This window comes from Pseudomonas sp. LBUM1679 (assembly GCF_059695565.1).
This window is the reverse complement of the sequence record NZ_CP166774.1, coordinates 2,827,174-2,853,488: the sequence shown is the minus strand read 5'-3', so window position 1 is coordinate 2,853,488 and position 26,315 is coordinate 2,827,174. Positions and strand designations below refer to the sequence as shown.

General features: G+C 61.3%; 25 protein-coding genes and 1 pseudogene. 13 read left to right on the top strand and 13 right to left on the bottom strand.

The genetic code is table 11. From position 1 onward, the window contains the following. Nucleotides 1-53: 53 nt before the first annotated feature. Nucleotides 54-956 carry a LysR family transcriptional regulator gene (locus tag ACA062_RS13110; RefSeq protein WP_497456750.1) on the bottom strand — a complete coding sequence of 301 codons (903 nt, stop codon included), beginning with the start codon at nucleotides 954-956 and terminating at the stop codon, nucleotides 54-56. Between ACA062_RS13110 and ACA062_RS13105 the strand changes: the two genes are divergently transcribed. From ACA062_RS13105 to ACA062_RS13080, 6 genes are all read left to right on the top strand, one after another. After that, the gene (locus ACA062_RS13105; RefSeq protein ID WP_497456749.1) at nucleotides 955-1,188 is read left to right on the top strand and encodes a hypothetical protein; all 234 of its coding nucleotides are present in this window, start codon (nucleotides 955-957) and stop codon (nucleotides 1,186-1,188) included. The two genes, ACA062_RS13110 and ACA062_RS13105, sit on opposite strands and share 2 nt — an antisense overlap. Nucleotides 1,189-1,206: 18 nt before the next feature. After that, nucleotides 1,207-1,905 carry a CoA transferase subunit A gene (locus ACA062_RS13100; RefSeq protein WP_497456748.1) on the top strand — a complete coding sequence of 233 codons (699 nt, stop codon included), beginning with the start codon at nucleotides 1,207-1,209 and terminating at the stop codon, nucleotides 1,903-1,905. 36 nt (nucleotides 1,906-1,941) lie between these two features. Continuing rightward, nucleotides 1,942-2,607: a CoA transferase subunit B gene (locus ACA062_RS13095; protein WP_497456747.1), complete on the top strand. Its 666-nt coding sequence runs from the start codon at nucleotides 1,942-1,944 to the stop codon at nucleotides 2,605-2,607. Nucleotides 2,608-2,618: 11 nt separating this feature from the next. After that, the gene (locus ACA062_RS13090) at nucleotides 2,619-3,800 is read left to right on the top strand and encodes an acetyl-CoA C-acetyltransferase (protein ID WP_497456746.1); all 1,182 of its coding nucleotides are present in this window, start codon (nucleotides 2,619-2,621) and stop codon (nucleotides 3,798-3,800) included. 353 nt (nucleotides 3,801-4,153) lie between these two features. Further along, entirely contained in the window at nucleotides 4,154-4,948 is a 795-nt protein-coding gene (locus ACA062_RS13085; RefSeq protein ID WP_497456745.1) for a hypothetical protein, read from the top strand. Between the two features lie 177 nt (nucleotides 4,949-5,125). After that, on the top strand, nucleotides 5,126-5,713 hold the full coding sequence (locus ACA062_RS13080) for a DcrB/PsbP domain-containing protein (protein ID WP_497456744.1): 588 nt from the start codon (nucleotides 5,126-5,128) through the stop codon (nucleotides 5,711-5,713). A 3-nt stretch (nucleotides 5,714-5,716) separates the two neighbouring features. Here ACA062_RS13080 and ACA062_RS13075 read toward each other — a convergent pair whose 3' ends face one another. Continuing rightward, nucleotides 5,717-6,433, bottom strand: coding sequence for an alpha/beta hydrolase (locus ACA062_RS13075; protein WP_497456743.1), 717 nt, complete (start codon nucleotides 6,431-6,433; stop codon nucleotides 5,717-5,719). Nucleotides 6,434-6,604: 171 nt separating this feature from the next. Further along, nucleotides 6,605-7,217: pseudogene (locus ACA062_RS13070) on the bottom strand (peptidase M14); the annotation flags it as partial. A gap of 177 nt (nucleotides 7,218-7,394) precedes the next feature. Here ACA062_RS13070 and ACA062_RS13065 point away from each other — a divergent pair. Further along, entirely contained in the window at nucleotides 7,395-8,039 is a 645-nt protein-coding gene (locus ACA062_RS13065; protein ID WP_497456742.1) for a type 1 glutamine amidotransferase, read from the top strand. 176 nt (nucleotides 8,040-8,215) lie between these two features. On the opposite strand, the gene ACA062_RS13060 is transcribed toward ACA062_RS13065, so the two are convergent. After that, on the bottom strand, nucleotides 8,216-8,650 hold the full coding sequence (locus ACA062_RS13060) for a rhodanese-like domain-containing protein (protein WP_497456741.1): 435 nt from the start codon (nucleotides 8,648-8,650) through the stop codon (nucleotides 8,216-8,218). A gap of 102 nt (nucleotides 8,651-8,752) precedes the next feature. Here ACA062_RS13060 and ftrA point away from each other — a divergent pair, with 102 nt between their 5' ends. Further along, nucleotides 8,753-9,727 carry a transcriptional regulator FtrA gene (gene ftrA / locus ACA062_RS13055; protein WP_497456740.1) on the top strand — a complete coding sequence of 325 codons (975 nt, stop codon included), beginning with the start codon at nucleotides 8,753-8,755 and terminating at the stop codon, nucleotides 9,725-9,727. A 134-nt stretch (nucleotides 9,728-9,861) separates the two neighbouring features. Here ftrA and cobF read toward each other — a convergent pair whose 3' ends face one another. Together cobF and ACA062_RS13045 are read right to left on the bottom strand one after the other, a co-directional pair. After that, nucleotides 9,862-10,617: a precorrin-6A synthase (deacetylating) gene (gene cobF, locus ACA062_RS13050; protein ID WP_497456739.1), complete on the bottom strand. Its 756-nt coding sequence runs from the start codon at nucleotides 10,615-10,617 to the stop codon at nucleotides 9,862-9,864. Then, entirely contained in the window at nucleotides 10,617-11,189 is a 573-nt protein-coding gene (locus ACA062_RS13045) for a histidine phosphatase family protein (protein WP_497456738.1), read from the bottom strand. The genes cobF and ACA062_RS13045 overlap by 1 nt, the downstream gene beginning before the upstream one ends. Nucleotides 11,190-11,761: 572 nt before the next feature. On the opposite strand from ACA062_RS13045, the gene ACA062_RS13040 reads away from it, so the two are divergent. From ACA062_RS13040 to ACA062_RS13030, 3 genes are all read left to right on the top strand, one after another. Beyond that, nucleotides 11,762-12,778: an arginine N-succinyltransferase gene (locus ACA062_RS13040; RefSeq protein ID WP_497456737.1), complete on the top strand. Its 1,017-nt coding sequence runs from the start codon at nucleotides 11,762-11,764 to the stop codon at nucleotides 12,776-12,778. 61 nt (nucleotides 12,779-12,839) lie between these two features. Further along, nucleotides 12,840-13,874 (top strand): arginine N-succinyltransferase, encoded by a 1,035-nt coding sequence (gene astA / locus ACA062_RS13035; protein WP_497456736.1) that lies wholly within the window; start codon nucleotides 12,840-12,842, stop codon nucleotides 13,872-13,874. A gap of 273 nt (nucleotides 13,875-14,147) precedes the next feature. Then, nucleotides 14,148-15,017: an isocitrate lyase/PEP mutase family protein gene (locus tag ACA062_RS13030; protein WP_497456735.1), complete on the top strand. Its 870-nt coding sequence runs from the start codon at nucleotides 14,148-14,150 to the stop codon at nucleotides 15,015-15,017. 260 nt (nucleotides 15,018-15,277) lie between these two features. Here the strand turns inward: ACA062_RS13030 and ACA062_RS13025 are convergent, their stop codons facing one another. After that, nucleotides 15,278-16,519, bottom strand: a complete 1,242-nt coding sequence (locus ACA062_RS13025; RefSeq protein ID WP_497456734.1) for a M20/M25/M40 family metallo-hydrolase — start codon at nucleotides 16,517-16,519, stop codon at nucleotides 15,278-15,280. 210 nt (nucleotides 16,520-16,729) lie between these two features. Then, nucleotides 16,730-17,803 (bottom strand): diguanylate cyclase, encoded by a 1,074-nt coding sequence (locus ACA062_RS13020; RefSeq protein ID WP_497456733.1) that lies wholly within the window; start codon nucleotides 17,801-17,803, stop codon nucleotides 16,730-16,732. A gap of 350 nt (nucleotides 17,804-18,153) precedes the next feature. Here ACA062_RS13020 and ACA062_RS13015 point away from each other — a divergent pair, with 350 nt between their 5' ends. Both ACA062_RS13015 and hglS read left to right on the top strand, forming a co-directional pair. Continuing rightward, nucleotides 18,154-19,110, top strand: a complete 957-nt coding sequence (locus ACA062_RS13015; protein WP_497456732.1) for an alpha/beta fold hydrolase — start codon at nucleotides 18,154-18,156, stop codon at nucleotides 19,108-19,110. Between the two features lie 112 nt (nucleotides 19,111-19,222). Next, on the top strand, nucleotides 19,223-20,602 hold the full coding sequence (gene hglS / locus ACA062_RS13010) for a 2-oxoadipate dioxygenase/decarboxylase HglS (RefSeq protein WP_497456731.1): 1,380 nt from the start codon (nucleotides 19,223-19,225) through the stop codon (nucleotides 20,600-20,602). Between the two features lie 125 nt (nucleotides 20,603-20,727). Here the strand turns inward: hglS and ACA062_RS13005 are convergent, their stop codons facing one another. The 5 genes from ACA062_RS13005 to ACA062_RS12985 form a co-directional block, all read right to left on the bottom strand. Beyond that, nucleotides 20,728-21,405 (bottom strand): type 1 glutamine amidotransferase domain-containing protein, encoded by a 678-nt coding sequence (locus tag ACA062_RS13005; RefSeq protein ID WP_497456730.1) that lies wholly within the window; start codon nucleotides 21,403-21,405, stop codon nucleotides 20,728-20,730. An 801-nt stretch (nucleotides 21,406-22,206) separates the two neighbouring features. After that, nucleotides 22,207-22,380, bottom strand: a complete 174-nt coding sequence (locus ACA062_RS13000; RefSeq protein WP_497456729.1) for a hypothetical protein — start codon at nucleotides 22,378-22,380, stop codon at nucleotides 22,207-22,209. A gap of 11 nt (nucleotides 22,381-22,391) precedes the next feature. After that, nucleotides 22,392-22,634 (bottom strand): hypothetical protein, encoded by a 243-nt coding sequence (locus ACA062_RS12995; RefSeq protein ID WP_497456728.1) that lies wholly within the window; start codon nucleotides 22,632-22,634, stop codon nucleotides 22,392-22,394. Between the two features lie 149 nt (nucleotides 22,635-22,783). Further along, nucleotides 22,784-23,854 (bottom strand): lipocalin-like domain-containing protein, encoded by a 1,071-nt coding sequence (locus ACA062_RS12990; protein WP_497456727.1) that lies wholly within the window; start codon nucleotides 23,852-23,854, stop codon nucleotides 22,784-22,786. Beyond that, nucleotides 23,844-26,315 (bottom strand): ABC transporter permease, encoded by a 2,472-nt coding sequence (locus tag ACA062_RS12985; protein ID WP_497457409.1) that lies wholly within the window; start codon nucleotides 26,313-26,315, stop codon nucleotides 23,844-23,846. Before ACA062_RS12985 ends, ACA062_RS12990 begins: the two co-directional genes overlap by 11 nt.

The following is a 26,315-nucleotide window of genomic DNA, read 5'->3' as shown; positions in this document are numbered from 1 at the left end:
TCTGGATGTGCCGGCCTCATCGCGGGCAAGCCCGCTCCCACAGGGTTTTGTGTTTATCGCAAAGATAGACGCTCGCCCAGGTTTTCTTCTTTCAAGATATCGAACAACGCCTGCGCCGCCGCCGACAGTTCCCCTCCAGGTGTGGTCAACACCCCGATCGCCCGCTCCACCACCGGATCGCGCAAGGTAATACACCGCGCACCCAGCTCGCGCATCTGTTCGGCGCACAGCGCTGGCACTGCGCTGACACCCAGCCCGCTGGCGACCATCCGCCCCACTGTCGCCAATTGATGGCTTTCAAACTCCACCGGCAATTTCATGCCCCGGGCCTGCAAGTGTTCTTCGAGCATCACCCGCAGCGTCGACGGCCGCTGCAAGGTGATGAACGGCTCCTGCAGCAATGTCTGCCAGTCGACGTCGCGCAGTTCCGCCAACGCAGAATCGTGCGGCACCACCGCCACAAACCGGTCCATGTACAAGGGCGTGAACTGCAGCGACGAACTCTGCATCGGCTCAAACGCCACCCCCAGTTCCACCTGTCGATCACGTACCATTTCCAGCACTTGCTCGTTGATCACATCGTTCACGGTGACGTTGACCTTGGGATACCGCGCGCGAAACGTCTTGAGGATCGGTGGCAGCAGGTTGCCGGCAAACGACGGCATGGCCGCCAGGGTCACGCGACCGCGCTGCAGGGTGAAGCGCTGGCGCAGCTCATCCTCGGCATTGTCCCAGTCGGCAATCAGTCGCCGCGCCAGCGGCACCAGCGACTCGCCTTCAGGGGTCAGCGCCACATTGCGCGTGTTGCGGGTGAACAAACGCCCGCCCAGGCCCTCCTCCAGCGCCTTGATGGTCAGGCTCAACGCCGATTGCGACAGGTGCAACCGCTCGCAGGCCACGGCAAAGCTCAGGCTCTGGGCCACGGCCAGGAAGGCACGGATCTGCTTGACTGTCATGAACACTGTCTCCAACGTAAACGCATTCAATGTAGGAGCTGCCGAAGGCCGCGATCTTTTGATCGATCGTAGCGATTTCAAGGCCGCTGAAAATCAAGATCAAAAGATCAAAGCCCTCGGCAGCTCCTACGCATTGGTGAGTTTTATCTATCAATCAACCTTAAAAATCAACTTAACAAATCAATTCTCTAGCGAGACACTCAACCCCATACGGCTAGCCAGCCGCCCATAAAGAATAAAAGAGGTGCATATGGCAGGTTTCGACAAGCGCGTGAGTTCCTACGAGGAAGCTTTGGCCGGTCTGGAAGACGGCATGACCGTGATCGCCGGCGGCTTCGGCCTCTGCGGGATCCCGGAAAACCTGATCAACGAGATCAAGCGCAAAGGCACTCGCGACCTGACCGTGGTTTCCAACAACTGCGGCGTCGACGGTTTCGGCCTCGGCGTGCTGCTGGAAGACCGCCAGATCAGCAAAGTGGTGGCGTCCTACGTCGGCGAGAACAAGATGTTCGAGGAGCAACTGCTGAGCGGCGCAATCGAAGTCATCCTGACCCCCCAAGGCACCCTTGCCGAAAAAATGCGCGCAGGCGGCGCCGGCATCCCGGCGTTCTTCACCGCCACCGGCGTCGGCACCCCGGTCGCCGACGGCAAGGAAGTGCGCGAATTCCATGGCCGCCAGTACCTGATGGAAGAATCCATCACCGGTGACTTCGCCATCGTCAAAGGCTGGAAAGCCGACCATTTCGGTAACGTGATCTATCGCCACACCGCCCAGAACTTCAATCCGCTGGCCGCTACCGCCGGCAAGATCACCGTGGTCGAAGTCGAAGAAATCGTCGAACCCGGCGAGCTGGACCCGGCGCAGATCCACACCCCTGGCATCTACGTCGACCGGGTCATTTGCGGCACGTTCGAGAAGCGCATCGAACAGCGCACCGTGCGTAAGTGAACCCCTGCCCCCGGACCGAATGAAGGAATAACAACAATGGCACTTTCCCGCGAACAAATGGCTCAACGCGTCGCCCGCGAAATGCAGGACGGCTTTTACGTGAACCTGGGCATCGGCATCCCGACCCTGGTTGCGAACTACATCCCCGAAGGCATGGAAGTCATGCTGCAGTCGGAAAACGGCCTGCTCGGCATGGGTCCCTTCCCTACCGAAGAAACCATCGATGCCGACATGATCAACGCCGGCAAGCAAACCGTGACCGCGCGTATCGGCGCATCGATCTTTTCCTCGGCCGAGTCGTTCGCGATGATTCGCGGCGGTCATGTCGACCTGACCGTGCTGGGTGCCTTTGAAGTAGACGTGCAAGGCAACATTGCCTCATGGATGATCCCCGGCAAGCTGGTCAAAGGCATGGGCGGCGCCATGGACCTGGTGGCCGGTGCAGACAACATTATCGTCATCATGACCCACGCCTCCAAGGACGGTGAGTCCAAGCTCCTGTCCAAATGCAGCCTGCCGCTGACCGGCGCCGGTTGCATCAAGCGCGTACTGACCGACCTGGCTTATCTTGAAATCGAAAACGGCGCGTTCATTCTCAAGGAACGTGCGCCAGGCGTCAGCGTTGAGGAAATCGTCGCCAAGACCGCCGGCAAACTGATCGTGCCCGATCACGTTCCGGAAATGCAGTTCACTGCCCAGTGAGGAATCCTTCCATGCAAGAAGTCGTCATTGTCGCCGCCACCCGTACCGCCATCGGCAGTTTCCAGGGCGCCCTGGCCAACGTGTCCGCGGTTGACCTCGGTGCTGCGGTGATCCGTCAGTTGCTGGCGCAAACCGGCCTGGACGTTGCCGAAGTCGATGAAGTGATCATGGGCCAGGTATTGACCGCCGGCGCCGGGCAGAACCCTGCGCGCCAGGCCTCGATCAAGGCCGGCCTGCCCTTCGCCGTGCCGGCCATGACCCTGAACAAGGTCTGCGGCTCGGGCCTCAAAGCCCTGCACCTGGCCACCCAGGCCATTCGTTGTGGCGATGCCGAGGTGATCATTGCCGGCGGCCAGGAAAACATGAGCCTGTCCAACTACGTCATGCCGGGTGCCCGCACCGGCCTGCGCATGGGCCACGCACAGATCGTCGACACCATGATCAGCGACGGCCTGTGGGATGCGTTCAACGATTATCACATGGGCATCACCGCCGAGAACCTGGCGCAACAATACAATCTGACCCGCGAGCAACAGGACGCTTTCGCCGCGGCCTCCCAACAGAAAGCCACGGCCGCTATCGAAGGCGGGCGATTTGTCGATGAGATCACGCCGATCCTGATTCCACAGCGCAAGGGCGATCCGCTGTCCTTCGCCACCGATGAACAGCCACGGGCCGGCACCACCGCCGAAGCCCTGGGCAAGCTCAAAGCCGCCTTCAAGAAGGACGGTTCGGTGACTGCCGGTAACGCGTCGTCCCTGAACGACGGGGCCGCCGCCGTGATCCTGATGAGCGCGCAAAAAGCCAAGGCCCTGGGTTTGCCAGTGCTGGCGAAAATTGCCGCCTACGCCAACGCGGGCGTCGACCCGGCCATCATGGGCATCGGCCCGGTCTCTGCCACTCGCCGTTGCCTGGACAAGGCCGGCTGGTCGATCGGGCAACTGGACCTGATCGAAGCCAACGAAGCCTTCGCCGCGCAATCCCTGGCGGTGGCCAAGGACCTGGAATGGGACCTGGACAAGGTCAACGTCAACGGTGGCGCCATCGCCCTGGGTCACCCGATCGGTGCCTCGGGTTGCCGGGTGCTGGTGACCTTGCTGCATGAAATGATCAAGCGTGACGCCAAGAAAGGCCTCGCCACCCTGTGCATCGGTGGTGGCCAGGGCGTGGCACTGGCGATCGAGCGGGCGTAAAGCGTTCAACAGACTGCGCGGGGGCCCACGAAGAACCGTCGCAGTCTGGCAACCCCCCGGTGCGACTCTCATGTCGCATCGGGTCATACCCAAAACCAAAACTGTGAACCCGCCCCCCCTGTAGGAGCTGCCGAGTGAAACGAGGCTGCGATCTTTTGATCTTGCTCTTCTGCGGCCTTGAAAAAATCCAAAACAAGATCAAAAGATCGCAGCCTTCGGCAGCTCCTACAGTGACCGAGGCCTGATCAGCCGCTTTTTTACACTCAGCCTGTATACAAAACTCGGCCATCGATACAGCAATCCTCCGCCGGCAATGCTAACGTTGCTGCCTCACACAGGTCGGAGGTGCGTGCGTGCTGCTGCTCAAACTGTTGGTAATTCCCGGATTTCTGTTGCTGATTTCCCTGGCCGGTAAACGCTGGGGTCCGAGTGTGGCCGGTTGGCTGTCAGGGTTGCCGGTGGTGGTCGGGCCGATTCTGTTCTTCCTCGCCATCGAACAAGGTGAAGTGTTCGCCGCCCAGTCCGCGACCGCGGCGTTATCGGCCATGTTCGCGATGATAGCCTTCTGTGTGACCTACGCTCAGGTCGCACAGCGAGCCGGTTGGCCTTGGGCACTGGTGATTTCGCTGACGGTCTGGGCCACGGCGGCTGTCGTGCTGTCTTTGGTTCCACCGTCGCTGGTGTTCTCGGTGATTGCCGCCGCGACAGCGCTGCTGGCGGCGCCGTATCTGTTTCCAAAGGTGCAGCCCATCCTTTCAGGCCCGGCACCGAAGTCCGACAAATTACTGTTGCGCATGATGGCGGGTGCCCTGTTGACCCTGGCCGTCACGCTGCTGGCCAGCACTGTCGGCGAACGCTGGAGCGGCCTGCTCGCGGTGTTCCCGGTCTTGGGCAGCGTGATGGCGGTGTTCTCCCAGCAAACCCGCGGACCGGCATTTACGGCGGCCTTGCTGCGCGCCACCGCGACCGGGATGTATTCCTTTACCGCATTCTGCCTGGTCCTGGCATTGACCTTGCCAAGCATGGGCCTGAGCGGGTTCGGCCTCGGCGTCGCGGTGTCCGTGGCCATGCTCGGGGTCACCAGGCGCCTGCTGGCAAAACCGGCGACACCAGTGCCCGAGGTCGGGGGGCCGGCAATCAGGCGCTGAACTGCCCTACCGGCTGGCGGCCAGGCGGTCGCTTGCCCGACGAGCTGAAGGAACAGACAGGACAGCGGCTGAACCAGTTGTCGTAATCCATCCCCGACCCTGCATGGCACAGTGCGAGTGCACCGGACTCTGTGGGATCATCGCCCGCCAAAGCGCGACCATCCCTGGAGATTTTGAATGTCATTGTTGAGTAAAAAAGCCGTTGTCCTGTTGCTGGTGGCGGTCGCCAGTCTCGGCGCGTTGAATGCACAGGCCGCCAAGGCGACGGCCAGCGACAAGGCGCCGGCACAGAAGGTTTCGATGCTGGGCGGCAAGTTCAAGTTCACCTTGCCCAAGGGCTTTGTCGCCACCCCATTGCCCGCCGGCGACGCGGCCACCGGTACCGCCGGGGCGACTGGCACCATGTACACCAACCAGACCACCAAAACCGTAGTGATCGCTGCTGAAAACGCCATTCCCGGCGGCGTCAACGTCAAGGACAACGACGGTCAGTTCCTCGACTCCGCCGTGTCCAACTTCGCCACCGAGCAAGCCGCCGCGCTGCCGGACTTCACCAAGCTCAGCGAGAAAAGCCTGACCCAGAAAGGCACGGGCCTGGGGCTGCGGCAGATCGACAGCACCGCCACCCAGGGCGGCGGCAAAACCCTCGACACCACGCTGATGGCCGCGTCCAACACGCGCATGGCGATCGTTCAGGTGATTTCCCGCCTCAGCGACAATGCAGGGCACGAGGCGCTGGTCAAACAGATCGTCACCGGCAAGTAACCCTCAGGGATTGAGACGCTGCAGCCAGGCGCTCAAATCCTGCATCTCGGTAGCGCTGATGCTGTGACCGACACCCGGGTAGGCATGGAACTCAGGCTTGAGTGACAGGCTCTGCAACAGGCTGTTCGCATCCGTGCCATCGTTGTACGGCAGGCGTTTGTCCGCGGTGCCATGCCCGATGAAAATCGCCAGCGCCTGGCGTTTTTCATCCGGCTTGAGCTCGGACTTGAGCACCGGCAGAATCCGCCCGCTCAACGCCGCGATTCCGCCCACGGCCTCGGGCTGACGCAACGCCACCTCGTAGGACATGATCGCACCCTGGCTGAAGCCCACCAGGAACACCTTGTCCGGTTGAGTGTGATATTTCTTCGCGGCCTGTGCGACGAAATCCTGCAGCACCTGCGCACTGGACTTCAGATCATCGGTTTCGCCGTTATAGGCACCGGTGCCTTTTTCGCGAAACCACTTGTAACTACCCTCCTCCATCACCATCGGTGCCCGCACCGACAGGTAGTTATAGTGCGTGGGCAACTCATCCTTGATATCGAACAGGTCCTGCTCGTTACTGCCGTAACCGTGGAGGAAAATCACCAGGGGTTGATCGCTGGATTCGGCGTGGGTCTGCTCCAGGTACTTGAGCGGCAGATCGGTTTGCAGCGGGGTTTGAGCGTGGACAGCGGCGGACGCCAGCAGCGCCAGCAGAGCAAAAAACTTCAACATGAACCTTCCTTCACACGTGCAGGATTCGGGTAGAGCCTAACACTCTTGTCGCCGATCGGCGCCTCAGGTAGGAGCTGCCGCAGGCTGCGATCTTTTGATCTTGCTTTTAAAAAACAACATCAAAAAATCGCAGCCTCGTTTCACTCGACAGCTCCTACGCAGGGGTTTGGGTCAGTCGTTGATTAGTTTGCCTGCCCGAATCGGCTCGCGCCCCGCGACTTTCGCCTGCCACGTACCCGGTTGCGTATACCGGCCGCGATCAATCGCAAACAACACCCCCACGGGTCCCGGCCCGCACCGTCGTCACCCGATCACTCAACGGATCGACCACTTCGAACAGCGCATCACCCTGCTCGACCCACTCTCCGGCCTCGCGCAAAAAACTGACCACCCCGTGATGAGGCGCAAACAGGTATTCGGTGCCTTCGAACGGCATGCCCTCACAGCATTCATCCGGCGCCGCCGGCCAGGTGCCCTTGATGAAACCCTGCTCGGCAAGGAACCCGAGGATCGCCTCGCCATTGGCCCGGGCCTGATCGACCCGGGTGTCGCCCATGCTGCCCAGCTCCAGTGTGGTCGCCAGGTTGGCCGGTGGAATCGCCGCTTCAGGGAATGCCCTTGCCAGACGCAACCAGGGCGAGGAGCAGGACTCATCGAAAGAGCTGCCACCGGAATCTTCACACAACAACGCCACACCGGCCTTCAGGCGAGCCGCCAGGGACTGCCACTGCGGCCAGTGTTGCGGCAAGGCATAAAGATGAATGGCCGCTTCGAAGTCGCAATGATCGCTGAATTAGAGACGTTTGAAGCATGCACCAAGGCGGTACAAGGACTGTAGGACAAGCCCTTGCTTCGGACAAAATCTACAAGGTTTCGGTACAAATCCGATTGATTGCTCCGACTGGCAACGAGTGGTTTTTTGCGGCACATTGAGGCCCCGTCGCCCAACACGAGAAGCGTGATGCCTACGTTGAACCTGATCCAGCACCACCCCGCCGAAGGTCCCGGTGCCATTGCCGAATGGGCCGCAGCCCGCGGCCTGACGCTGAATGTCTTTCGCGCCGACCTCGGCCGGTTGCCGCCGGTGAGTGCGGCACCGGTGATCCTGTTGGGCGGGCCCTTTGAATCCAACGCGGGGCCGGCGTGGCTGGAAGCCGAACGGCAATGGCTGGCGGGCAGCCTGGATCAGGGCGCAGCGGTGTTTGCGATTTGCCTGGGGGCGCAGTTGCTGGCGTTGAGTCTGGGCGGCAATGTACGGCGGATGGACCGCAGCGAAACCGGCTGGACCCCGGTGATGTTTGCCGATGGCCAGACGCTGAAGGTGCTGGAGTGGCATGAAGACGCGATCGAGCTGCCGCCTGACGCGCAGTTGCTGGCCAGCAGCGACCAGTGTCGCCAGCAGATGTATCGCGTGGGACCGACGCGGGTCGGGCTGCAGTTTCATCCGGAGTGGAATGCTGAATCCGTGGCGACGCTCAATGCGCACTTTGCCGACGAGTCGCCGTTGCCTCGGGAACCACAGGACAGCGCCGCCCATGCAGCCGTCTTTGACTGGTTGCAGGTGACGCTGGATGGGTGGTGGGCGGCATCGTCAGGCACACACTAACCCTGAAAACTGGCGAGGCTCTTGTGGTGAGGGGGCTCGCCCCCGTTCGGCTGCGCAGCAGCCGCAAAACCTACGATTGCGGTGTTTCCGAATAAATCAGGCCGCAGGTTTTGGGGCCGCTTCGCGACCCAACGGGGGCAAGCCCCCTCGCCACAATGATCAGCTGTGTTTGATGGTCAGCATTCGCAACCGGTGATCGCCATGGCGGTGCGTGCAGCCGCCACGCTCAACTCAAACCCTTCATCCAGCCACCCCGTCACCCCGCCGATCATCTCCTTGACCGGGTAACCCAGCGCCGCCAGTTTCACCGCGGCCTTGTTGGCGCCATTGCAGTGGGGCCCGGCGCAATACACCACGAACAAGCCGGTTTTCGGGTAGCCCGCCAGGCCTTCAGCGGTCAGCAGTCGCCCCGGAATATTGATCGCGCCCGGCACATGACCCCGCTCGTACGCCTGCGGGCCGCGCACATCCACCAGGATAAAATCCACGTCGCCGGCCTGTTGGCTGCCATAAACGTCGGAACAGTCGGTTTCATAGGTCAGACGGTTACTGAAATGCATCAGGGCGATGGCCGATGGGGCGGCGGGAATCTCGCGGACCAGGCTGGTCATGGGCTGTACTCCAAAGTCTCGGTGGGTGTGAGAAGAACTTTATCCGCCTGCTGCTTGCCGCTACAGTGGCGCACAAGACACTCACCGGGAATTTTCCGCCAAATGCAGCCCACCCCTGGATTGGTCGCGATTCTGGCCTATGACGGCCTTTGCACGTTTGAGTTCGGCATCGCCGTGGAGGTCTTCGGCCTGGCGCGCCCGGAGTTCGACTTCCCTTGGTACTCGCATCGGATCGCCGCCGTGGATCAGGGCCCGATGCGGGCCATGGGCGGCATTCAAGTGGTGGCCGATGGCGGCATGGAGCTGCTCGAGGATGCCCGGACCATCATCATTCCCGGCTGGCGTGACCGCAACGCCCCGGTGCCCGAGGCATTGATCGCGGCGCTGCGCCAGGCCCATGCCCGGGGTGCGCGGTTGCTGTCGATCTGCTCGGGGGTGTTCGTGCTGGCGGCCACCGGTTTGCTTGACGGCCACGGCGCCACCACCCATTGGCGCTACACCACGGAACTGGCGGAGCGGTTTCCGAACATCCGGGTGGACCCGGACGTGCTTTATGTCGATTCGGGTCAGTTGATCACCTCGGCCGGCAGCGCTGCCGGCATCGATGCCTGCCTGCATCTGGTGGCCCGGGACTTCGGCACCCAGGTGGCGAACTCGGTGGCGCGGCGCCTGGTGATGGCGCCACAACGCACCGGCGGCCAGGCGCAATTCATTCCGACACCGGTCAGCCCTGCGCCGCGCAGCGATCTTTCGCGTGTCATGCAGTGGGCCCGGGAGCGCCTGCATGAACCGCTGGAGGTGCGCGACCTGGCCAGCGAGGCCGCCATGAGTGAACGCACCTTCCTGCGTCGCTTCACCGACGCCACCGGCATGCCGCCCAAGGCCTGGTTGCAGCATGAACGCCTGGGGCGAGCCCGCGAACTGCTGGAGTGCACCCGCCTGCACACCGAACAGATTGCCGAGCGCTGTGGCTATCGTTCGGTGGAGAGTTTCCGGGTGGCGTTTCGCAGCGTGGTCGGGGTGCCGCCGTCGGTGTATCGGGAGCGGTTTGGGCAGGGGCTCAATGCCGTTTTTTGAGGTGTATTTGAGGGCCCCATCGCGGGCAAGCCCGCTCCCACAGTGATCTGAGGTTTGCGCAACATGTGCATTCACCAACAATTACTGTGGGAGCGGGCTTGCCCGCGATGAGGCCAACTCAGACAGCCATTTCCTCAAGGCTTACGCAATAAATAGGTGTCCATGATCCACCCATTGGCCAGCCGCGCCGCCTTGCGCACCCGCTCGATCTCATCCGCCACGTCCTCGAGCTTGCCGCTGATGAGGATTTCATCCGGCGTCCCCAGGTAGGCTCCCCAGTAAATCTGTGTCTGTTGATCCGCCACCTGATGGTAGGAATCTTCTGCATCGAGCATCACCACCAGGCTATCGGCATCGCTCACCTGCCCCGCCGCCAGGCGCCTGCCGGTGGTGATTTCAATCGAGCGGCCGATGCGATTCAACGGCACCTTGTGCTGCGCCGCCAGGGCCTGGACGCTGGTGATGCCGGGGATCACTTCAAACTCGAACACACAGCGACCCGAAGTCAGAATCGCCTGCAGGATCCTTATGGTGCTGTCGTACAACGCCGGATCGCCCCATACCAGAAAACCGGCGCACTGGTCGTCAGACATTTGCTCATTGATCAGCCATTCGAAAGTCATTTGCTTGGCCAGGTTCAGCTCTTCCACGCTGGTCTTGTAGTCCACATCACCCCGCTCGCGCTCCGGGCTGTGGGCTTCGACGAAGCGATACGTGCGATCCGTGATGTAGCGATCGCAGATCTCCCGGCGCAGGTCGATCAGTTTGTCTTTGCTCTGGCCCTTGTCCATGAGGAAAAACACGTCGACCAGGTTCAGCGCTTTCACCGCTTGCATTGTGATGTAGTCGGGATTGCCGGCACCGATGCCGATGACCAGAAGCTTTTTCATCAATGTATTTCCTCGAGGTCAGTGCCGATTAAACGCAAGCGCCAGCAACCATTGAACCGTAACTCGATGGCCGACAGCGGCTCGACATCGATCAGATTGAACGCCGCGGCTTGCAGCACTTGAATCAGCGCGGCGCGAATGACAAACGGATGGGTGATGGCGACGATGTGCCCCGGCGTCGCCTCCAGTGTCGACAGCCAGGCGGTCACTCGTTCACCGAGTTGCACCACCGACTCGCCGCCATGGGGGGCCGAGTCAGGGTTGTCGAGCCAGGCCTGGAGCATTTCCGGTTCGGATTTAAGCAAATCGTCGATCCGCGCACCTTTCCAGCGCCCGAAATCGCAATCCCTCAGGGCCGGGACCACCTCCACGTCGCTGCCGAACAACCCGGCGGTTTGCCGGGCCCGCAGTTCCGGGCCGCAGAGAAGGCGCGGCGTTCCCTTGAACCGGGCACGGCGGGAACCCATCGCCGATTGCCCGGCCATCTCCAATGGCTCATCTGTAGGAAAACGCCCAAATTTCTGTGCGACGGTTCTAGCGTGGCACATCAGCGTCAAACGGGTCGACTGCACGAATGATCACTCTGTTTAAAGGAAGAAAACGGCTTCAAACCGTCAATATCCGGGTAATTGTGCCGCAAGTCGCGCGATCGGGGGCGTTTCGTTTCAGCCGATTGCACAGCGTATCCCGGCTTGAAAAGCGGCTATCTCCGATACCTTTATAGGCGATGGCCTACACGATCAGTCGAGTTCGCCGTAGGCCCCGGCATACGGGCATTTCACCCCATTCTTGGGGTCTGGAAACACCGTGCAAAATTAACTAGACATGGGACAGGCGATAAATAAATACTGTTTTCTCGGATCAGCAATTGAAACCGACCCCCCATCCAGCAGGAGCCCGGATGCCCTCTCGCAACGACCACAATGACCGCCTCGATTCCCCCTGCGCTCAGTTGCAAGTTCGACGGCTATTTCAACAAAAAACCCGTCGCCGGCACAGTGCTGCCCCACCCACTAACGGCTGATAAAAATAAAGTGTGACGTCTGACAGTCATGCAGACGATCACCCATTCAATGCGTGGAAACCGACAGTGATAGTCAGGTCCGGTGCCGACCACCGAACCCATTGATACAGGAGTGCATCCATGCTGGTCTTACGCCCAGTCGAGTTAACCGATCTGCCCCAGTTGCAGCGACTTGCCCGCGAAAGCCTGGTGGGCGTCACGTCCTTGCCGGACGACACCGAACGCTTGCGCCGCAGGATTCTCGATTCTGGCGCCTCATTCGAAAAAGACGTTCAGCGCAATGGCCCGGAGAATTACTTCTTCGTGCTGGAGGACCCGTCGACCCGACGGTTGGCGGGCTGTTCGGAAATCCTCGCCACCGCAGGCTTCAGCCAACCGTTCTACAGCCTGCGCAACCGGCACTTCACCAGTGCCTCGCGGGAGCTGAACATCGAGCACGGGGTACCCGCGTTATCGTTATGCCACGACCTCAGTGGCCACACCTTGCTACGGGGCTTTCATATCGATGCAGCGCTGGAGCGCACGCCGGCATCCGAGTTGCTGTCACGGGCGCGACTGCTGTTCATTGCCGCTCATTCGCGGCGCTTTGCCGACGCGGTGATTACCGAGATCGTCGGCTTCAGCGACGATCAAGGCGGGTCGCCATTCTGGGATGCGCTGGGCAAGCATTTCTTCGACTTGTCCTACACCGAGGCCGAGCGACTCTGCGGCCTGGAGAGCCGGACCTTCCTCGCCGAACTGATGCCGCAATACCCGATCTATGTGCCGATGCTGCCCCAGGCCGCACAGGATTGCATCGGCCGCATCCACCCCGATGGCCAGGAAGCCTTCGATATCCTCGAGCGCGAAGGATTCGCGACCAGTAACTACATCGACCTGTTCGACGGCGGCCCGATGCTGTATGCGCGTACCTCGAACATTCGCTCGATTGCGCAGAGCCGGGCCGGTGTCGCGCACTCGGGCCTGGCCATCGATGCCCGTGGCAGCTATCTGGTGAGTAACGATTCACTCAAGGACTATCGCGCAATCGTCGCCGACCTGGACTACAACCCGGGACAACCGGTGGCCTTGAATGCCCGGATGTGCGCGGCGCTGAAGGTGACACAAGGCAGCCCGATCCGGCTGATTGCCCTGTGAGCAGCCTCCGGCCCTGTGCCCAACGACCGCGTCCGAACAAGCGTGAACAAGGAACTGCATCATGATCGTCCGTCCGGCCAGCGTCACCGACATGCCAGCCTTGCTCGCGCTTGCGCGGCAGGCCGGCCCCGGGTTCACCACCCTGCCGGCCAGTGAGGAACGCCTGGCCCACCGGCTGCGCTGGGCCCAACGCACCTTTGCCGGGCAGGTCGAGCGTGCCGATGCCGATTACCTGTTCGTGCTCGAAGATGACGATCAACAAGTGGTGGGGGTCAGCGCCCTGACGGGGGCCGTCGGCCTGCGTGAGCCCTGGTACAACTACCGGGTGGGGCTCACGGTCAGTTCATCGCCGGACCTGGGTATCCAGCGGCAGATCCCGACCTTGTTCCTCAACAATGAAATGACCGGGCAATCGGAAATCTGCTCGTTGTTCCTGCGACCCGATCAACGCCAGGGCAACAATGGTCGATTACTGTCATTGGGGCGACTATTGTTCGTTGCAGAGTTTGCGCACCTGTTTGGCGACAAACTGATCGCAGAACTGCGTGGCAGCGCCGACGAACAAGGGAGTTCGCCGTTCTGGGACAGTCTGGGCCGGCATTTTTTCAAGATGGATTTCAGCCATGCCGATCACTTGTCCGGGCTGGGCAACAAATCATTCATCGCCGAGCTGATGCCACGCCAACCGCTCTACACCTGCCTGCTGACCGAGCAGGCCCGGGCAGTGATCGGCAAAGCCCATCCGAGCACCGGGCCGGCGTTGAAAATCCTCACCGCCGAAGGCTTTGCCCATAAGGGCTATATCGACATTTTCGATGCCGGCCCGGTCATCGAGGCGCCGATTTCGAAAATCCGCACCGTACGCGACAGCCAACCACTGGTGCTGGCCATCGGCACACCGGACGACGAAGCACCGGTATGGCTGATCCACAATCGCCGCGTGGAAAACTGCCGCATCACCAGCGCTCGCGCACGTCGGATGGGAAATAGCCTGATCGTCGACCGCCTCACCGCCAAACGCCTGCAACTGCAACCCGGCAACTCGGTGCGCGCCGTGCCGCTGCTCGATCAACAACCGCAGGCCGTGGCGGCGTGATAAAGCTCCAACATTGGCATTGGCCATGACACTGTGGCGAGGGAGCTTGCTCCCGCTGGGTCGCGCAGCGGCCCCAAAATCTTTGCGGCCGCTTCGCAGCCGAGCGGGAGCAAGCTCCCTCGCCACAACAAGCGCCTTTGCCACAGGAATCGGCGTGATTGCGCAATCGCCTGCAAATTCGTCATCATTTCTCCCCCTCGCGCGTGATAGCCTTTTGTTTCTTCGGCGTTGACACTTTTGCTCAAGCCCGTCCATTCCATTGGTGGAACTCAAATGTCCAGGCTTTCTCATCAAGATTTGCGCCGTAACTTTCGCCAGCTGTTCGCCTCCAATGCCTGTTATCACACCGCGTCGGTCTTCGACCCGATGTCGGCACGCATTGCCGCTGACCTGGGTTTTGAAGTGGGGATCCTCGGCGGTTCGGTTGCGTCGTTGCAGGTGCTGGGCGCCCCCGATTTTGCCTTGATCACCCTCAGCGAGTTCGCCGAGCAGGCCACCCGCATCGGCCGCGTGGCCCAATTGCCGGTCATCGCCGACGCCGACCACGGCTACGGCAACGCGCTCAATGTGATGCGCACCATCGTCGAACTCGAGCGCGCCGGCGTGGCCGCACTGACCATCGAAGACACCCTGCTGCCGGCGCAGTTCGGCCGCAAATCCACCGACCTGATCACGGTCGCCGAAGGTGTCGGCAAGATTCGCGCGGCGCTGGAAGCCCGGGTCGACCCGGAGATGGCGATCATCGCCCGCACCCATGCGGGGATCCTGCCGGTCCAGGAAATCATCAGCCGCACCCGGCATTACCAGCAGGCGGGGGCGGACGGAATTTGCATGGTGGGCGTGCGGGACTTCGACCATCTCGAACAGATCGCCGAGCACCTGAGCGTGCCGCTGATGCTGGTCACCTACGGCAACCCGCTGCTGCGCGACGACAAACGCCTGGCCGAACTGGGCGTGCGGGTCACCATCGACGGCCATGGTGCGTACTTCGCTGCGATCAAGGCCACTTACGACAGCCTGCGGGAACAACGGCAGATCTTTATCCAGGCCTCGGACCTGAGTGCGACCGAACTGACGCATACCTATACGCAGCCTGAGGAATATATTCGGTGGGCGCAGGAGTTCATGAGCGTCAAGGAGTGACAGTGTGCGGCAGGTATGGCTGTATTGACTGACAGGACGCCTTCGCGAGCAAGCTCGCTCCCACAGTTGACCGAGTTGTCCAATCGGACGCTGTTTAATTTGGCAGGTATGGCTGTGTTGACTGACAGGACTCCTTCGCGAGCAAGCTCGCTACCACAGTTGACCGAGTTGTCCAATCGGACGCTGTTTAATGTGCGGGCTTGCCCGCGAAGGCGCCAGTCGCTACACCGCTAAACCCGCGGCCTTAATCCATGCTTCGCTTACTTCCTGGCCAACTCCATAATCATCCGCGACAACAGATAAATCCGCGGCGCCACGCTTTCCACTTCCGCGTATTCCTGCGGCGTATGAATATTGCCGCCGACAATCCCGAACCCATCCAGGGTCGGTGTCCCCACACCGGCCGAGAGGCTGGCATCCGCCGCCCCGCCACTGCCTTCTTCCGTCAACTTGCGGCCGATTTCACCGTAGATCCCCTGCGCCATGGCCATCAACCGATCCGATTCCGCCGTCTGCGGCATCGGCGGCAAGCCACGTTGCAGCGTCGTGGTAACTTCAGTCTCGGCAATCAGTTTGTCCTTGGACACCCGCGCCAGGTCCTTCTCGATCCGGTCGAACTCTTCCGGCACCGCGGCCCGCACGTCGGCCTTGGCCGTGGCCTGATCCGGGATCACGTTGGTGCGGTCGCCGGCCTTGATCACAGTGAAGTTGATGGTGGTTTTCTTTTCCGCATCCCCCAGTTTGCCCAGTTGCAGAATCTGGTGCGCCGCTTCCATCGCGGCGTTGCGCCCCAACTCCGGCGCGACACCGGCGTGGGCAGCCTTGCCTTTGACCTCGACCACCGCGGTGGCACTGCCTTTGCGCCACACTACCAGGCCATCCGCCGGGCGCCCAGGCTCGAGGTTGAGGGTCACGTCGTGGGCCTTGGCGGTTTTCTTGATCAGGTCGGTGGCGATGTCCGAGCCGGTTTCTTCGCTGGCATCGAGCAGGAAGGTGATCTGCGCGTAATCCTTGAAGTCGAGGTTTTTCAGGACTTTCAGCGCATAGATGCCGGCGACGATGCCGCCCTTGTCGTCCATCACCCCCGGCCCGTAGGCGCGCCCCTCTTTGATGTGGAATGGCCGCTCGGCCGCGGAGCCTTCCTTGAATACGGTGTCCATGTGCGCCATCAACAGGATTTTCGCCTTGCCGGTGCCTTTCAGGGTCGCGAGCACATGGTTGCTTTTGTCCGGGGTGTTCGGCACGAGTTCGATGGTGGCGCCGAGTTTTTTCAACTCGTCGATGGCAATGTCGCTGACTTGGGTCAGGCCCGGTTCATAACCGGAACCGGAGTCGATGTTCACCAGCCGCTCCAGCAGTTTCAGGGCTTCGCCCTTGTACTGTTCGGAATCGGCGAGGATCTGTTTGTGGGGTTCGGCGAACGCCACGGGGGCGAAGGCGCCGAAGGCGAGGGTCAAGCCGAGGCTGGTGGCGAGCAGGGAGCGAGGGAGATTGAGCGTCATGAATCGATCCTTGTTTCGTGTCAGGGGAGCTGAAACCCTACCTGACTACGCTGCAAGGCTCTACACCGAATGCGACGCATACGAACCTGAATGACCGCTCCCCTGTAGGAGCTGGCTTGCCAGCGAAAGCGGTGTGTCAACCAATAAAATGTTGTCTGGAAGTACGCTTTCGCTGGCAAGCCAGCTCCTACAGGGGGCCAGTGCAGGTCCTCAGACCGGGTCGAGCAATTCGCGACGAGGCCTGCCATCGCCGCAGCAGATGACCCGGTTGCGCCCCGTCGATTTAGCTTCATACAGCGCCCGGTCGGCATCGTTGAGCCAGAAGGTCGCGTCGGTGTGGGCCGGATTGAAGGCAGCCAGGCCGATACTCAGACTGACTTTCAGTGCCGGATTCTGCTCATAGCCCAGCGTGGCGAAGCGATCTCGCAGGGCGTCCATGGCAGCGGCGGCGCTGGCGAGGGGCAGATCCGGGAGGATCACACAGAATTCATCGCCACCGTAACGCCCGGCGAGGTCGGCTGCCCGCAGGTTCTGTTTGAGCATCTTGCTCAGCTGGCGCAACACGATATCCCCGGCGACATGGCCGTAGGTGTCGTTGATGGTTTTGAAATGGTCAATGTCGATCAGGGCAACCGCCCCGCCCCGATGCTGGCGTTGGCAGCGCTGGAATTCGACTTCCAATTGATCCTTCCAGGCGCCGTGATTGAGCAGGCCGGTGAGGCTGTCAGTGCGGCTCAGGGCGAGCAACTCACGTTTGTGCCGACCCAGGGTCGTGGCCTGACGGAAACAGATCCAGCCCAGCGCCAACGGATAGAGACTCAGCAGGGGCAGACAGGCATACAACTGCAACGGGGTGGTCTGCGGGATGAACAACGGCTTGAAAATCAGCCAGCCGATACCGCCCCCCAGCACCTGCGCGACGGTCCCCACCAGCAGGAAACGCAGCCCGCCGATCGCCACATTGTTCATCGCCATCATCGACAGCGTCGCCGCGCTGGGCAGCGGGTTGAATTGCATGGCGGCGACCCAGAAACCGCCGAGAAAGGCATCTACCAGGATGTTGCGGTGTTCGGCGTGGAAGGGCACCTTCGCCCGGCGTGCCCATTGGTAGGCCACGTGCGGCCAGAGGATGCCGTTGAGCAGCATCAACACCCAGACCCACGGTGCCGGATCGAGTGGATACATCGCCGCGCCCACGCACAACAGCCCAAGGGCCAGGCCCAGGATGCGCGATGTATACAGCCTCCTGGCCAGTGAAAGTCCTTTTCCTCCCGTTTTTTCCATGGGGCCTCTATGCCGCTGACGGAACCTGAACATACCGGGGTTGCAGATGTGCTGGAAGTCTATCAGGGCAACGTTAAATAGCCATCACCGGCTGGCGGTCTAACTACCGTCGGCTGTAGGAGCGAGCTTGCTCGCGAAGGACGTTAACGATAACGCGTTGTATCTGGATAAGCGCGTCGCCCTCAAGATCTTCGCGAGCAAGCTCGCTCCTACAGGTGACGGTGTTGGTCCATCGAAAAAAACCAGGCCTGCGCACATCGAAGTTCGCCCCTAAGCGGAACGGACCTACACTGAAATGGTTGACTCCTGCCGATCACAACCTGTCCTGATCAGATAGAAGGAAGACGCTGATGCTTTTGTTGGTTGTCGCAATCGCGGTTTTCGTGGCCTGGAGCTGGTTGAGCTACCCGGCCATCGGGCACTGGCTGTATGAGCTGAACATGGCGGCAGAAGCCAAGTTGTATCGCCTGCACAAGCTCGTCGTGCCGATCACGGAAATGACCGTCTCGACCTGGCAAGGCGGGCCGTACGAGGCGTCCAGCAGTGTGCTGATGCTCCACGGTTTCAGCGCCGACAAGCAGATCTGGCTGCGTTTTGCCCGGCACTTTGTCGGCAACTATCGGGTGATCATCCCCGACATTGCCGGTCATGGGGAAACCGGCTTCAAGGCGGGCGGCGGTTACGACATTGCGCTGCAGGCCAAGCGGATGATCCAGTTGCTCGACGTCTGCGGCGTCGAAAAGGTCCATGTGATCGGCAGCGCCATGGGTGGCTACATGGCAGCGTGGCTGGCGGCCACTTATCCGGACCGCATTGTCTCGGTCGCCCTGATCGACCCGGCCGGGGTCACCGCCCCCGAGGTCAGTGACCTGGAGCGCCACCTGGCCAAGGGTCACAACCCGTTCCTGATTCATTCAAAAGAAGAATTCCAGCATTTTTACGCCATGACCATGGTCCAGCCGCCGTGGGTGCCCGGTGTGGTGCTGGACGCCATCGCCCAGCGCTACGAACAGGCCTGCGATGAACTGGAAGAAATCTTCAGGGATTATCGCGCCAGTGCGCCGATGGAACCGCGGCTGCCCGACATCAGGTGCCCGGCGCTGTTGGTGTGGGGGCGCAAGGACCGCTTGATCGATGTCAGCAGCGTGGCCATCTGGAGTAAAGGCATCGACGATCTGCGGGTGGAGATCCTGGAAGGCATCGGCCATCTGCCGATGGTCGAAGACCCTTCGCACACGGCGCGGGTCTATCGGGAGTTTTTGGCATCCCAGCGCTCGGAAAGCCCGCAGGACCAACGGCTGCACTGAGCAAGCAGTCCTTGGCAGAATGAAGTCCGGAAGATTCTTCGTTTGTCGGCGCCGCTGAAGGCTGCGATCTTTTCCCTCATCCTTCACGTCACCGCGCCAGGAATCCTTTTTCATGAGCCACCCGAACTTCGTCAGCCCTGACCTGATCCGCCAACGCTTCTCCAAAGCGATGTCCGACATGTACCGCGAAGAAGTGCCGTTGTATGGCGCGCTAATGGAATTGGTGGAACAGACCAACCGCCATGTAGTGGACAGCGATCCGCAGATCGCCCGCCAGTTGCACGGCACCGGGGAAATCGAACGGCTGGACCTGGAGCGACATGGCGCGATCCGGGTCGGCACCGCCGCTGAACTCGCCACCCTCGCCCGCCTGTTCGCGGTCATGGGCATGCAGCCGGTGGGTTATTACGACCTGACCCCGGCCGGCGTACCGGTACATTCCACGGCATTCCGTGCCGTGCATGAGGCGGCATTGCAGGTCAGCCCGTTTCGCGTGTTCACCTCGCTGCTGCGCCTGGAATTGATCGAAGACCTGGAACTTCGGGCGTTCGCCCAGTCGGTACTGGACAAGCGTTCGATTTTCACCCCGGCAGCGCTGATTCTCATCGAACGCGCCGAAAGCCAGGGCGGCCTGACCGAACAGCAAGCCCAGGACTTCGTCGAGCAGGCCCTGGAAACCTTCCGCTGGCACCACAGCGCCACTGTCACCGCCGAGCAGTACCGCAAACTCAGCGCCCAGCATCGCCTGATCGCCGACGTGGTGGCGTTCAAAGGCCCGCACATCAATCACCTGACACCGCGCACCCTGGACATCGACATCGTCCAGGCGCAAATGCCCGCCCACGGCATCACGCCCAAAGCGGTGATCGAAGGACCGCCCCGCCGTCAGTGCCCGATCCTGTTGCGCCAGACCAGTTTCAAGGCCCTGGACGAACCCGTCGCCTTCACCGATCAAGCCGGGGCTGGCGGCAGCCACAGTGCCCGCTTCGGTGAAATCGAACAGCGCGGTGCCGCGCTCACCCCCAAGGGCCGTGCGCTTTACGACCGCCTGCTCAATGCCGCCCGGGACGAACTCGACGATTTCCCCAACGAGGCCAACGCGGTCCGCTACAACGAGCTGATGGCGCAGCACTTCAGTGAATTCCCTGATACCTATGAAGGTATGCGGCTCCAGGAACTGGCGTACTTTCGCTACTTCGTTACGGCAAAAGGCCTGGGGGCAGACGCGCTGAAATCCTCAACCCTGGAGGACCTGCTGAGCGGGGGCTACTTGCGGGTTGAACCCCTGGTGTACGAGGATTTCCTGCCGGTCAGCGCGGCGGGGATTTTTCAGTCGAACCTGGGCGATGCGGCACAGACTCACTATGGCGTGCATTCCAATCGCCAAGCGTTCGAAAAGGCGCTGGGGCGACCGACTATCGATGAGTTGGGGTTGTATGCCGAGACGCAACGGCGTTCGATCGAGCAGTGTTTCGCAGCATTAAGCGATTAACCGTTAACGCCGTCAAAAGATCGCAGCCTGCGGCAGCTCCTGCGGGTGTTCACAAACCCATCTCCTGCGGGTGTGCAAAAACCCATGTAGGAGCTGCCGCAGGCTGCGATCTTTTGATCTTGATCTTATTTCAGCTTCGCCAAAAGTGCCTCAGCCACCGCTTCCGAAGACGCCGGATTCTGCCCCGTCAGCAACAGGCCATCCGTGACCACGTAGCTCGCCCAATCAGCGCCTTTGGAATAAACACCACCATTGGCCTTGAGCATATCCTCCACCAGAAACGGCACGACATTCGTCAGTTGCACAGCCTCCTCCTCGGTGTTGGTGAAGCCCGTCACGCGCTTGCCTTTGACCAACGGCTGGCCGTCCGCATCCTTGACGTGACGTAATACCCCCGGCGCGTGGCAGACTGCCGCAACCGGTTTACCGGCCTGGTGCAGCGCCTCGATCAACGCGATCGAATTCTGGTCTTCGGCCAAATCCCACAGGGGACCATGGCCTCCCGGATAGAAAACCGCATCGTAATCTGCCGCTCTGACACTGCTCAACAAGGCAGTAGACGCCAAGGCGGACTGGGCGGCGGAGTCTTTGCGAAAACGCTCGGTGGCCGCGGTCTGCGCATCCGGTTCATCGCTTTTCGGGTCCAGGGGGGGCTGGCCGCCCTTGGGCGAGGCCAACGTCAACTGAGCGCCGGCATCCTTGAACACGTAATACGGTGCGGCGAACTCTTCCAGCCAGAAGCCGGTTTTCTTGCCGGTGTCACCCAATTGATCGTGTGACGTTAGGACCATCAGGATTTTCATGTCGTTCTCACTCCATTTCAGGGTTTTCGCAAGCTGAACCGCGTGGGGGGACCTGTGTGATGGACCCTTCACGGTGACAGTTTGTTTCACTTGTCGCCCGCTGGAATTGAGTGATGGCGCATGGCCTTGATGCGCGCCAGGTGGCGCAATGACCTGGCTGTAAAAGAACGTTTGTGCTGCTGCGCACCAAAGTCTTCAGTTGAGTGCAACAAATTGCACAACGCTGCGCAACTTCTAGCGCACTTGAGGAAAAATCTTCTGAATAAATTCTGAATGCGGTTGATCTGGCTTATATATTTTTGCAGCGCATTATTCAAATGAATGACATGTGCATAGCGTGGCGCGAAATACATTCATCTATAGAATCAGGAGAATTGATCGCCAATAAAAATGGGCGACTATGACGGTCGCCCATTTTTCGTGCTGGAACTTTTAACGTGATGTTCCAGCAAAGGTGTTCGCCCAGTGTAGGGGCCTCGGCAATCCATGCACTGGTAAAGAGCCCTGACACTGGGCGAACGGGCGGTATTTTAATGCAACTTCAACAATATGTCCGCGCATATAAACATGAAATTTATCGAAACATTTTTCTCAAAGGCCAATCCCAATATCATTACATGCACCGATTAAACTCACCAGTTCGATCATTGACCGACCTTATACAGAAAAGTTGTACAAGATTGCATATAGAGTCAATGCTCAATTTTCATACTAGCATTTCACGGTTGGTAATAAGCCATCCTTGCGCTGCCTCTGAACTTCAATCCCTTCCATGTCCGTGTCGACGAGCATTGACCTTGATCAGGGCGTCTTCGCCGTTTCCTGCGCGGTGGATTCGCCACTGTCGGTGCCTTTACCGCTGTCCTTGCGCCGGGTCGGATCGGTGGGGCGCAGGGCGTCATTGTCGCGTTCGACTTCTCCGGGCGGCCGCGGCTCGTCGGGGTGTTCCGTGGTCTCAGGCGCTTTGCGGTTCATGACGGTTCTCCTCAGGCTTGGGGATCGTCGACTTCCTGGGCGACGTTCACTGCAGGCGAGTCTTTATGGGATTGATCGGCCTTGGCCTTCAAGGCCTGCCACTGTTCGAGGTCGATGGCGCCCTGCCCCAGCAAATCATCGGCCACTCGCAACAGCTCGGCGAAATGGGCATCGGGGGACTGCTGCCAGTAGGCCTTGTCTTCGAACAGGCGCTGCCACGATGCAAGGTCAGGCGGTTTCAGGTCGTCGCTCATGACGGGCTCCAGCTTGGGCGTTCGTACGGTAGAGGGTCGGGCGGCGTTCGGAGTTCCGGTGGGATTGGGTCAAGACCAAGATCAAGATCAAGAGATCGCAGCCTCGCTTCGCTCGACAGCTCCTACGGGTGCAACGCTATCTTTTGATTTTAATAGCCGGTCATTTCCAGATACCCCTGCCCGCCATGGCTGCCACTCACCTGCACCGGCCCCTCCCAATAGGGAATGCGCAAATCCATCCAGGCATTGGGATTGAGGGCATTGAGGGTGATGTCGAGTTGCTTGCCGGGAATCTTGATCGACCAGCGCACGGGCATGGAACGGCCGGCGACGTTCGCCGTGCCCTGCGGTGTGAGCAGGATGTCGGCGGCGTGCAATGACTGCGTCTGCCCTTGAGCGTCGATCCAGGTGCCGGTTAGGTACGGCGCGCCGTCCTTATGCCGCATGCGGTACAGCATGACCTGTTCGCCGCTGTCCAGGTGCAGGGAAAACCAGTCCCAGCCCGTTTGATTCGCGGTCAGCGGCTGGCTGCTCCACTCGCGATCGAGCCATGCCGGGCCGCTGACCTGATGTGCCTTGCCATCGATTTCGAGTGTGCCACTGGCCTGGAAAAACGGTTGGCTGTAGTAGTAGGACGCCTGGCCCTGTTCGGATTTCTGGCTGAAACCCTGGTCGCCCTGCAACACCAACGCACGCGTAGAGGTCAGCCGCAATTGGTAGTTGAACGCCTTGTCCCGGGCGCTGAGCTGCAGGTCGGCCAAAGGATTGTCAGCGCTGGCCTGACTGCTGAAATGCCAATCGTCGATCCACGCACTGAACGGCGTCAGGTTCACCCCGGCCTGACCAACGCCACCCCGGGCGTAACGTTCGGCGGCGTGGTGCACCGTTGCCGACGTCACCGCAGCATGCCCCAACCAGATGATCGGGCTACCCCAGCCAGCTTGCTCGGGCACCGCGTTCAATGCACTGCGAAACAACGTCCATTGCGCGCCGAACTCGTTGCCCTGAGCGTCCTTGAGGTTGGCGGTGACATACCACCATTCGATGCGAAAACCGTCGTGAGGGCCGTGATCCGCCGGGAAACTGAAGGCTCTGCCAGGCACCACCGGCTTGAACGCGGCAGCCTGATTGCCCAGCCCCGCGAAGCCTTTCTCGACAGGCGCCGGGTGATCGCACCCGCCGAGCAATGCCAGGATCAACACACCGACCTTAATCCTCATGGGCAAAGGTCCTCAACAGATCCGCCGGTTGCGTGCGATACAGCGAGTACAGCGGCCACGCCGACGCCAGCAAGGTCGCGAGCAGCGCCCACCCCAGCAACTGCAACAGCTGCAGCGGGAACACCTGCAGCGGCAGGCGCCAGCCGAAGGCCTGGACGTTGATCACAGCATTCAGGCACCAGGCCAGCGCGATACCCAACGGCAATGCCAGCACCAACGTCAGCACCGCCAGCAACCAGGTTTGCCCAAGGTTGAGCAGCATCAATTGCCGGCGCGTCACACCCAGCGCCCACAGTGGCGCAAGCTGCCCCAGGCGGCTCTGGCTCTGGGTCAACAGGCTGATGAACAACGCCACGCCCGCCACGCAGAGGGTCAGGCTGTTGAGTGCAGCAGTCGCGGCGAAAGTGCGCTCGAACACTTGCGTGGACCAGCCCTTGAGCCGCGCCTGATCGACGATACGGCTGTCATCGAGATTGAAGCGCGCTTGCAGCGCCGTCAGGAATGCCGGGATTGACGGCGGGTCGATGCGCAGGTTGAAGCGGTTGGGGGTCAACTGCGGCCAGGCGCGCAGCAGGTGGTCGGCGTTGACCAGAATGTGGCCCTTGGGGTTGCCATAGTCGGCGTAGATCCCGACGATCTGTGGCGACCACGGGCCGCCCGGTGTCGGTATCGTCAGGTGATCGCCAAGGCGCACCTTCAAGCGCCGGGCCAGTTGCTCGCTGAGCATCAGCGCATCGTCGCTGGCCAGGCGCTCCCACGGCTTGTCGCCCAAGGCTTCCAGCAGCGGCCAGTGCCAGCGATAGGTCGGGTGATCGATCACGCCAAAGACATCCGCCGGCCACCCTTGCACCTGGACAGACACCTGCCAGTTGGGCAGCACCGCCGTGAGCTGCGGTTGCTGTTTGAGCCAGCTGTGCAGTTCCCTGGCCTGGGCCGGGTTTTGTGGGTTGAGGTAGAGCTCGGCGGTCAACCGTTGTTCGAGCCAGTCGCTGAAGGTCTGGCGGAAACCGGCGGTCATGCTGCCGGCCCCGATGTTGGCCGCCAGGGCCAACAGCAGCGCCATCAACGCCAGGCTCAGGGCCGGCAGTTGCTGGCGGCAATCGGCAACAAACCATTGGCCGAGCACCGATCGACTGCGCGGCAACACCAGGCTCAGCACGCTATTGAGCACCACCGGCAGCGCCAGCGCGGCGCCGAGCAACAGCGCGGCCATCAGCACGAAACCACTGGCCAGGCTATCGCCCCGCAGCAATGCCAGCAGCGCAATCACAGCGGCAGTCCCGGCCACCCACCCCTGGCGTCGCAACCAGCGCGCATGGGCCTGATGCCAGGCCTGCGGATCAGCCAGGGCCAGCAACGGCAGACGCGCTGCCCGCCACAGACTGTTGGCACCTGCCAGCAAGGCGCCGAGCAGACTCAGGCCGACGCCGCTGAGCCACCACCACGGACTGAGGCTCAGCTGCCCCGCCACTTCGGCGCCATACAACCCGCGCAGGCTGGCGGCGACATCCGGCAACAGCACACTGGCCAGCAAGTAGCCGCTGATCACTCCAGCGAGGCCGCCGATCAGTGCCAGTCCACCCAGTTCAATGCTCAGGCACGCAATCAACATCCGGGCACTGATGCCACAGGCGCGCAAGGTTCGCAACAATCCTCGGCGTTGCTCCAACGCCAGGCCGATGGCGGCGTGAACGATGAACAAGCCGACCACGAATGACAGAAACCCCAGGGCATCGAGGTTCAGGTGAAAGCTCTCGGTCAGGCGCGCGAGATTGTTCTCTTCGCCGCTGCTCTTGAATTGCAGCTGGCGTTTGAATTGATCGGGCAGCGTCGCGCTGAAATCCCTGGGCAACAGCAGGCGCGACAGTTGATCCGGCAGCCCCAACACCTGCTGGGCGACGCCGACGTCCACAAGCAACACACCGGGGGCCATCTCGTTTTCAACACGCAGCGGCGGCAATGCCACACCGCCCAGGCTCGACGGCTGTTCACCTTCATGCAAGCCCAGGGCCTGCAAGGTCTGCGGCGAAATCCAGGTCCTGCCTGGCGGACTGAAAAATTCGACGATCTGCTCGATCGCCAGTGCCTGCCCGGCTACCGCGGAACCGGCCGGCAGCGACACCGGCTCGATGCCCATCAGCTGCAAGCGCTGGTCTTCATGTCCCTTGAGTATTAGCCGGCCCTGCAGCACCGGCGACACCGGCCAGCCTGCACGGCGCAGGTCGACAAATACTTGCTGGGAAAAGGTCGCGCCGCTGGGCGTACTGAGGCTGGCCTGGGGTTCACCGCCGATCAGCTGACTGGCCCGGGCATAGCTGTCCCGCGCCTGGCTGTTCAGCGCCTGCACGCCGGCCAGCAGACTGGTGGCGAGCCAGAGCCCGGTCAGCACGCTGAAAAATTGCACCGGGTGCTGCCGCCAATGGCTGAGCAGCGCCCGCAAGGTTTCGCCGAAGATCCGCAC

Excerpts from the sequence above, each read along its gene's own strand:
- ACA062_RS13060 (WP_497456741.1), bottom strand. The coding sequence starts at position 8,650 with ATGACCAGCCTGGTCCGCGAGATTCCCGCCGCCCCATCGGCCATCGCC.
- ACA062_RS13000 (WP_497456729.1), bottom strand. The coding sequence starts at position 22,380 with ATGAACCGCAAAGCGCCTGAGACCACGGAACACCCCGACGAGCCGCGG.
- ACA062_RS13110 (WP_497456750.1), bottom strand. The coding sequence starts at position 956 with ATGACAGTCAAGCAGATCCGTGCCTTCCTGGCCGTGGCCCAGAGCCTG.
- ACA062_RS13025 (WP_497456734.1), bottom strand. The coding sequence starts at position 16,519 with ATGACGCTCAATCTCCCTCGCTCCCTGCTCGCCACCAGCCTCGGCTTG.
- ACA062_RS13040 (WP_497456737.1), top strand. The coding sequence starts at position 11,762 with ATGCTGGTCTTACGCCCAGTCGAGTTAACCGATCTGCCCCAGTTGCAG.
- ACA062_RS13100 (WP_497456748.1), top strand. The coding sequence starts at position 1,207 with ATGGCAGGTTTCGACAAGCGCGTGAGTTCCTACGAGGAAGCTTTGGCC.
- hglS (WP_497456731.1), top strand. The coding sequence starts at position 19,223 with ATGAGCCACCCGAACTTCGTCAGCCCTGACCTGATCCGCCAACGCTTC.
- ACA062_RS13020 (WP_497456733.1), bottom strand. The coding sequence starts at position 17,803 with ATGGAAAAAACGGGAGGAAAAGGACTTTCACTGGCCAGGAGGCTGTAT.
- ACA062_RS13005 (WP_497456730.1), bottom strand. The coding sequence starts at position 21,405 with ATGAAAATCCTGATGGTCCTAACGTCACACGATCAATTGGGTGACACC.
- ACA062_RS13080 (WP_497456744.1), top strand. The coding sequence starts at position 5,126 with ATGTCATTGTTGAGTAAAAAAGCCGTTGTCCTGTTGCTGGTGGCGGTC.
- ACA062_RS12995 (WP_497456728.1), bottom strand. The coding sequence starts at position 22,634 with ATGAGCGACGACCTGAAACCGCCTGACCTTGCATCGTGGCAGCGCCTG.
- ftrA (WP_497456740.1), top strand. The coding sequence starts at position 8,753 with ATGCAGCCCACCCCTGGATTGGTCGCGATTCTGGCCTATGACGGCCTT.
- ACA062_RS13065 (WP_497456742.1), top strand. The coding sequence starts at position 7,395 with ATGCCTACGTTGAACCTGATCCAGCACCACCCCGCCGAAGGTCCCGGT.
- ACA062_RS13105 (WP_497456749.1), top strand. The coding sequence starts at position 955 with ATGAACACTGTCTCCAACGTAAACGCATTCAATGTAGGAGCTGCCGAA.
- ACA062_RS13030 (WP_497456735.1), top strand. The coding sequence starts at position 14,148 with ATGTCCAGGCTTTCTCATCAAGATTTGCGCCGTAACTTTCGCCAGCTG.
- ACA062_RS12990 (WP_497456727.1), bottom strand. The coding sequence starts at position 23,854 with ATGAGGATTAAGGTCGGTGTGTTGATCCTGGCATTGCTCGGCGGGTGC.
- ACA062_RS13095 (WP_497456747.1), top strand. The coding sequence starts at position 1,942 with ATGGCACTTTCCCGCGAACAAATGGCTCAACGCGTCGCCCGCGAAATG.
- ACA062_RS13090 (WP_497456746.1), top strand. The coding sequence starts at position 2,619 with ATGCAAGAAGTCGTCATTGTCGCCGCCACCCGTACCGCCATCGGCAGT.
- astA (WP_497456736.1), top strand. The coding sequence starts at position 12,840 with ATGATCGTCCGTCCGGCCAGCGTCACCGACATGCCAGCCTTGCTCGCG.
- ACA062_RS13015 (WP_497456732.1), top strand. The coding sequence starts at position 18,154 with ATGCTTTTGTTGGTTGTCGCAATCGCGGTTTTCGTGGCCTGGAGCTGG.
- cobF (WP_497456739.1), bottom strand. The coding sequence starts at position 10,617 with ATGAAAAAGCTTCTGGTCATCGGCATCGGTGCCGGCAATCCCGACTAC.
- ACA062_RS13075 (WP_497456743.1), bottom strand. The coding sequence starts at position 6,433 with ATGTTGAAGTTTTTTGCTCTGCTGGCGCTGCTGGCGTCCGCCGCTGTC.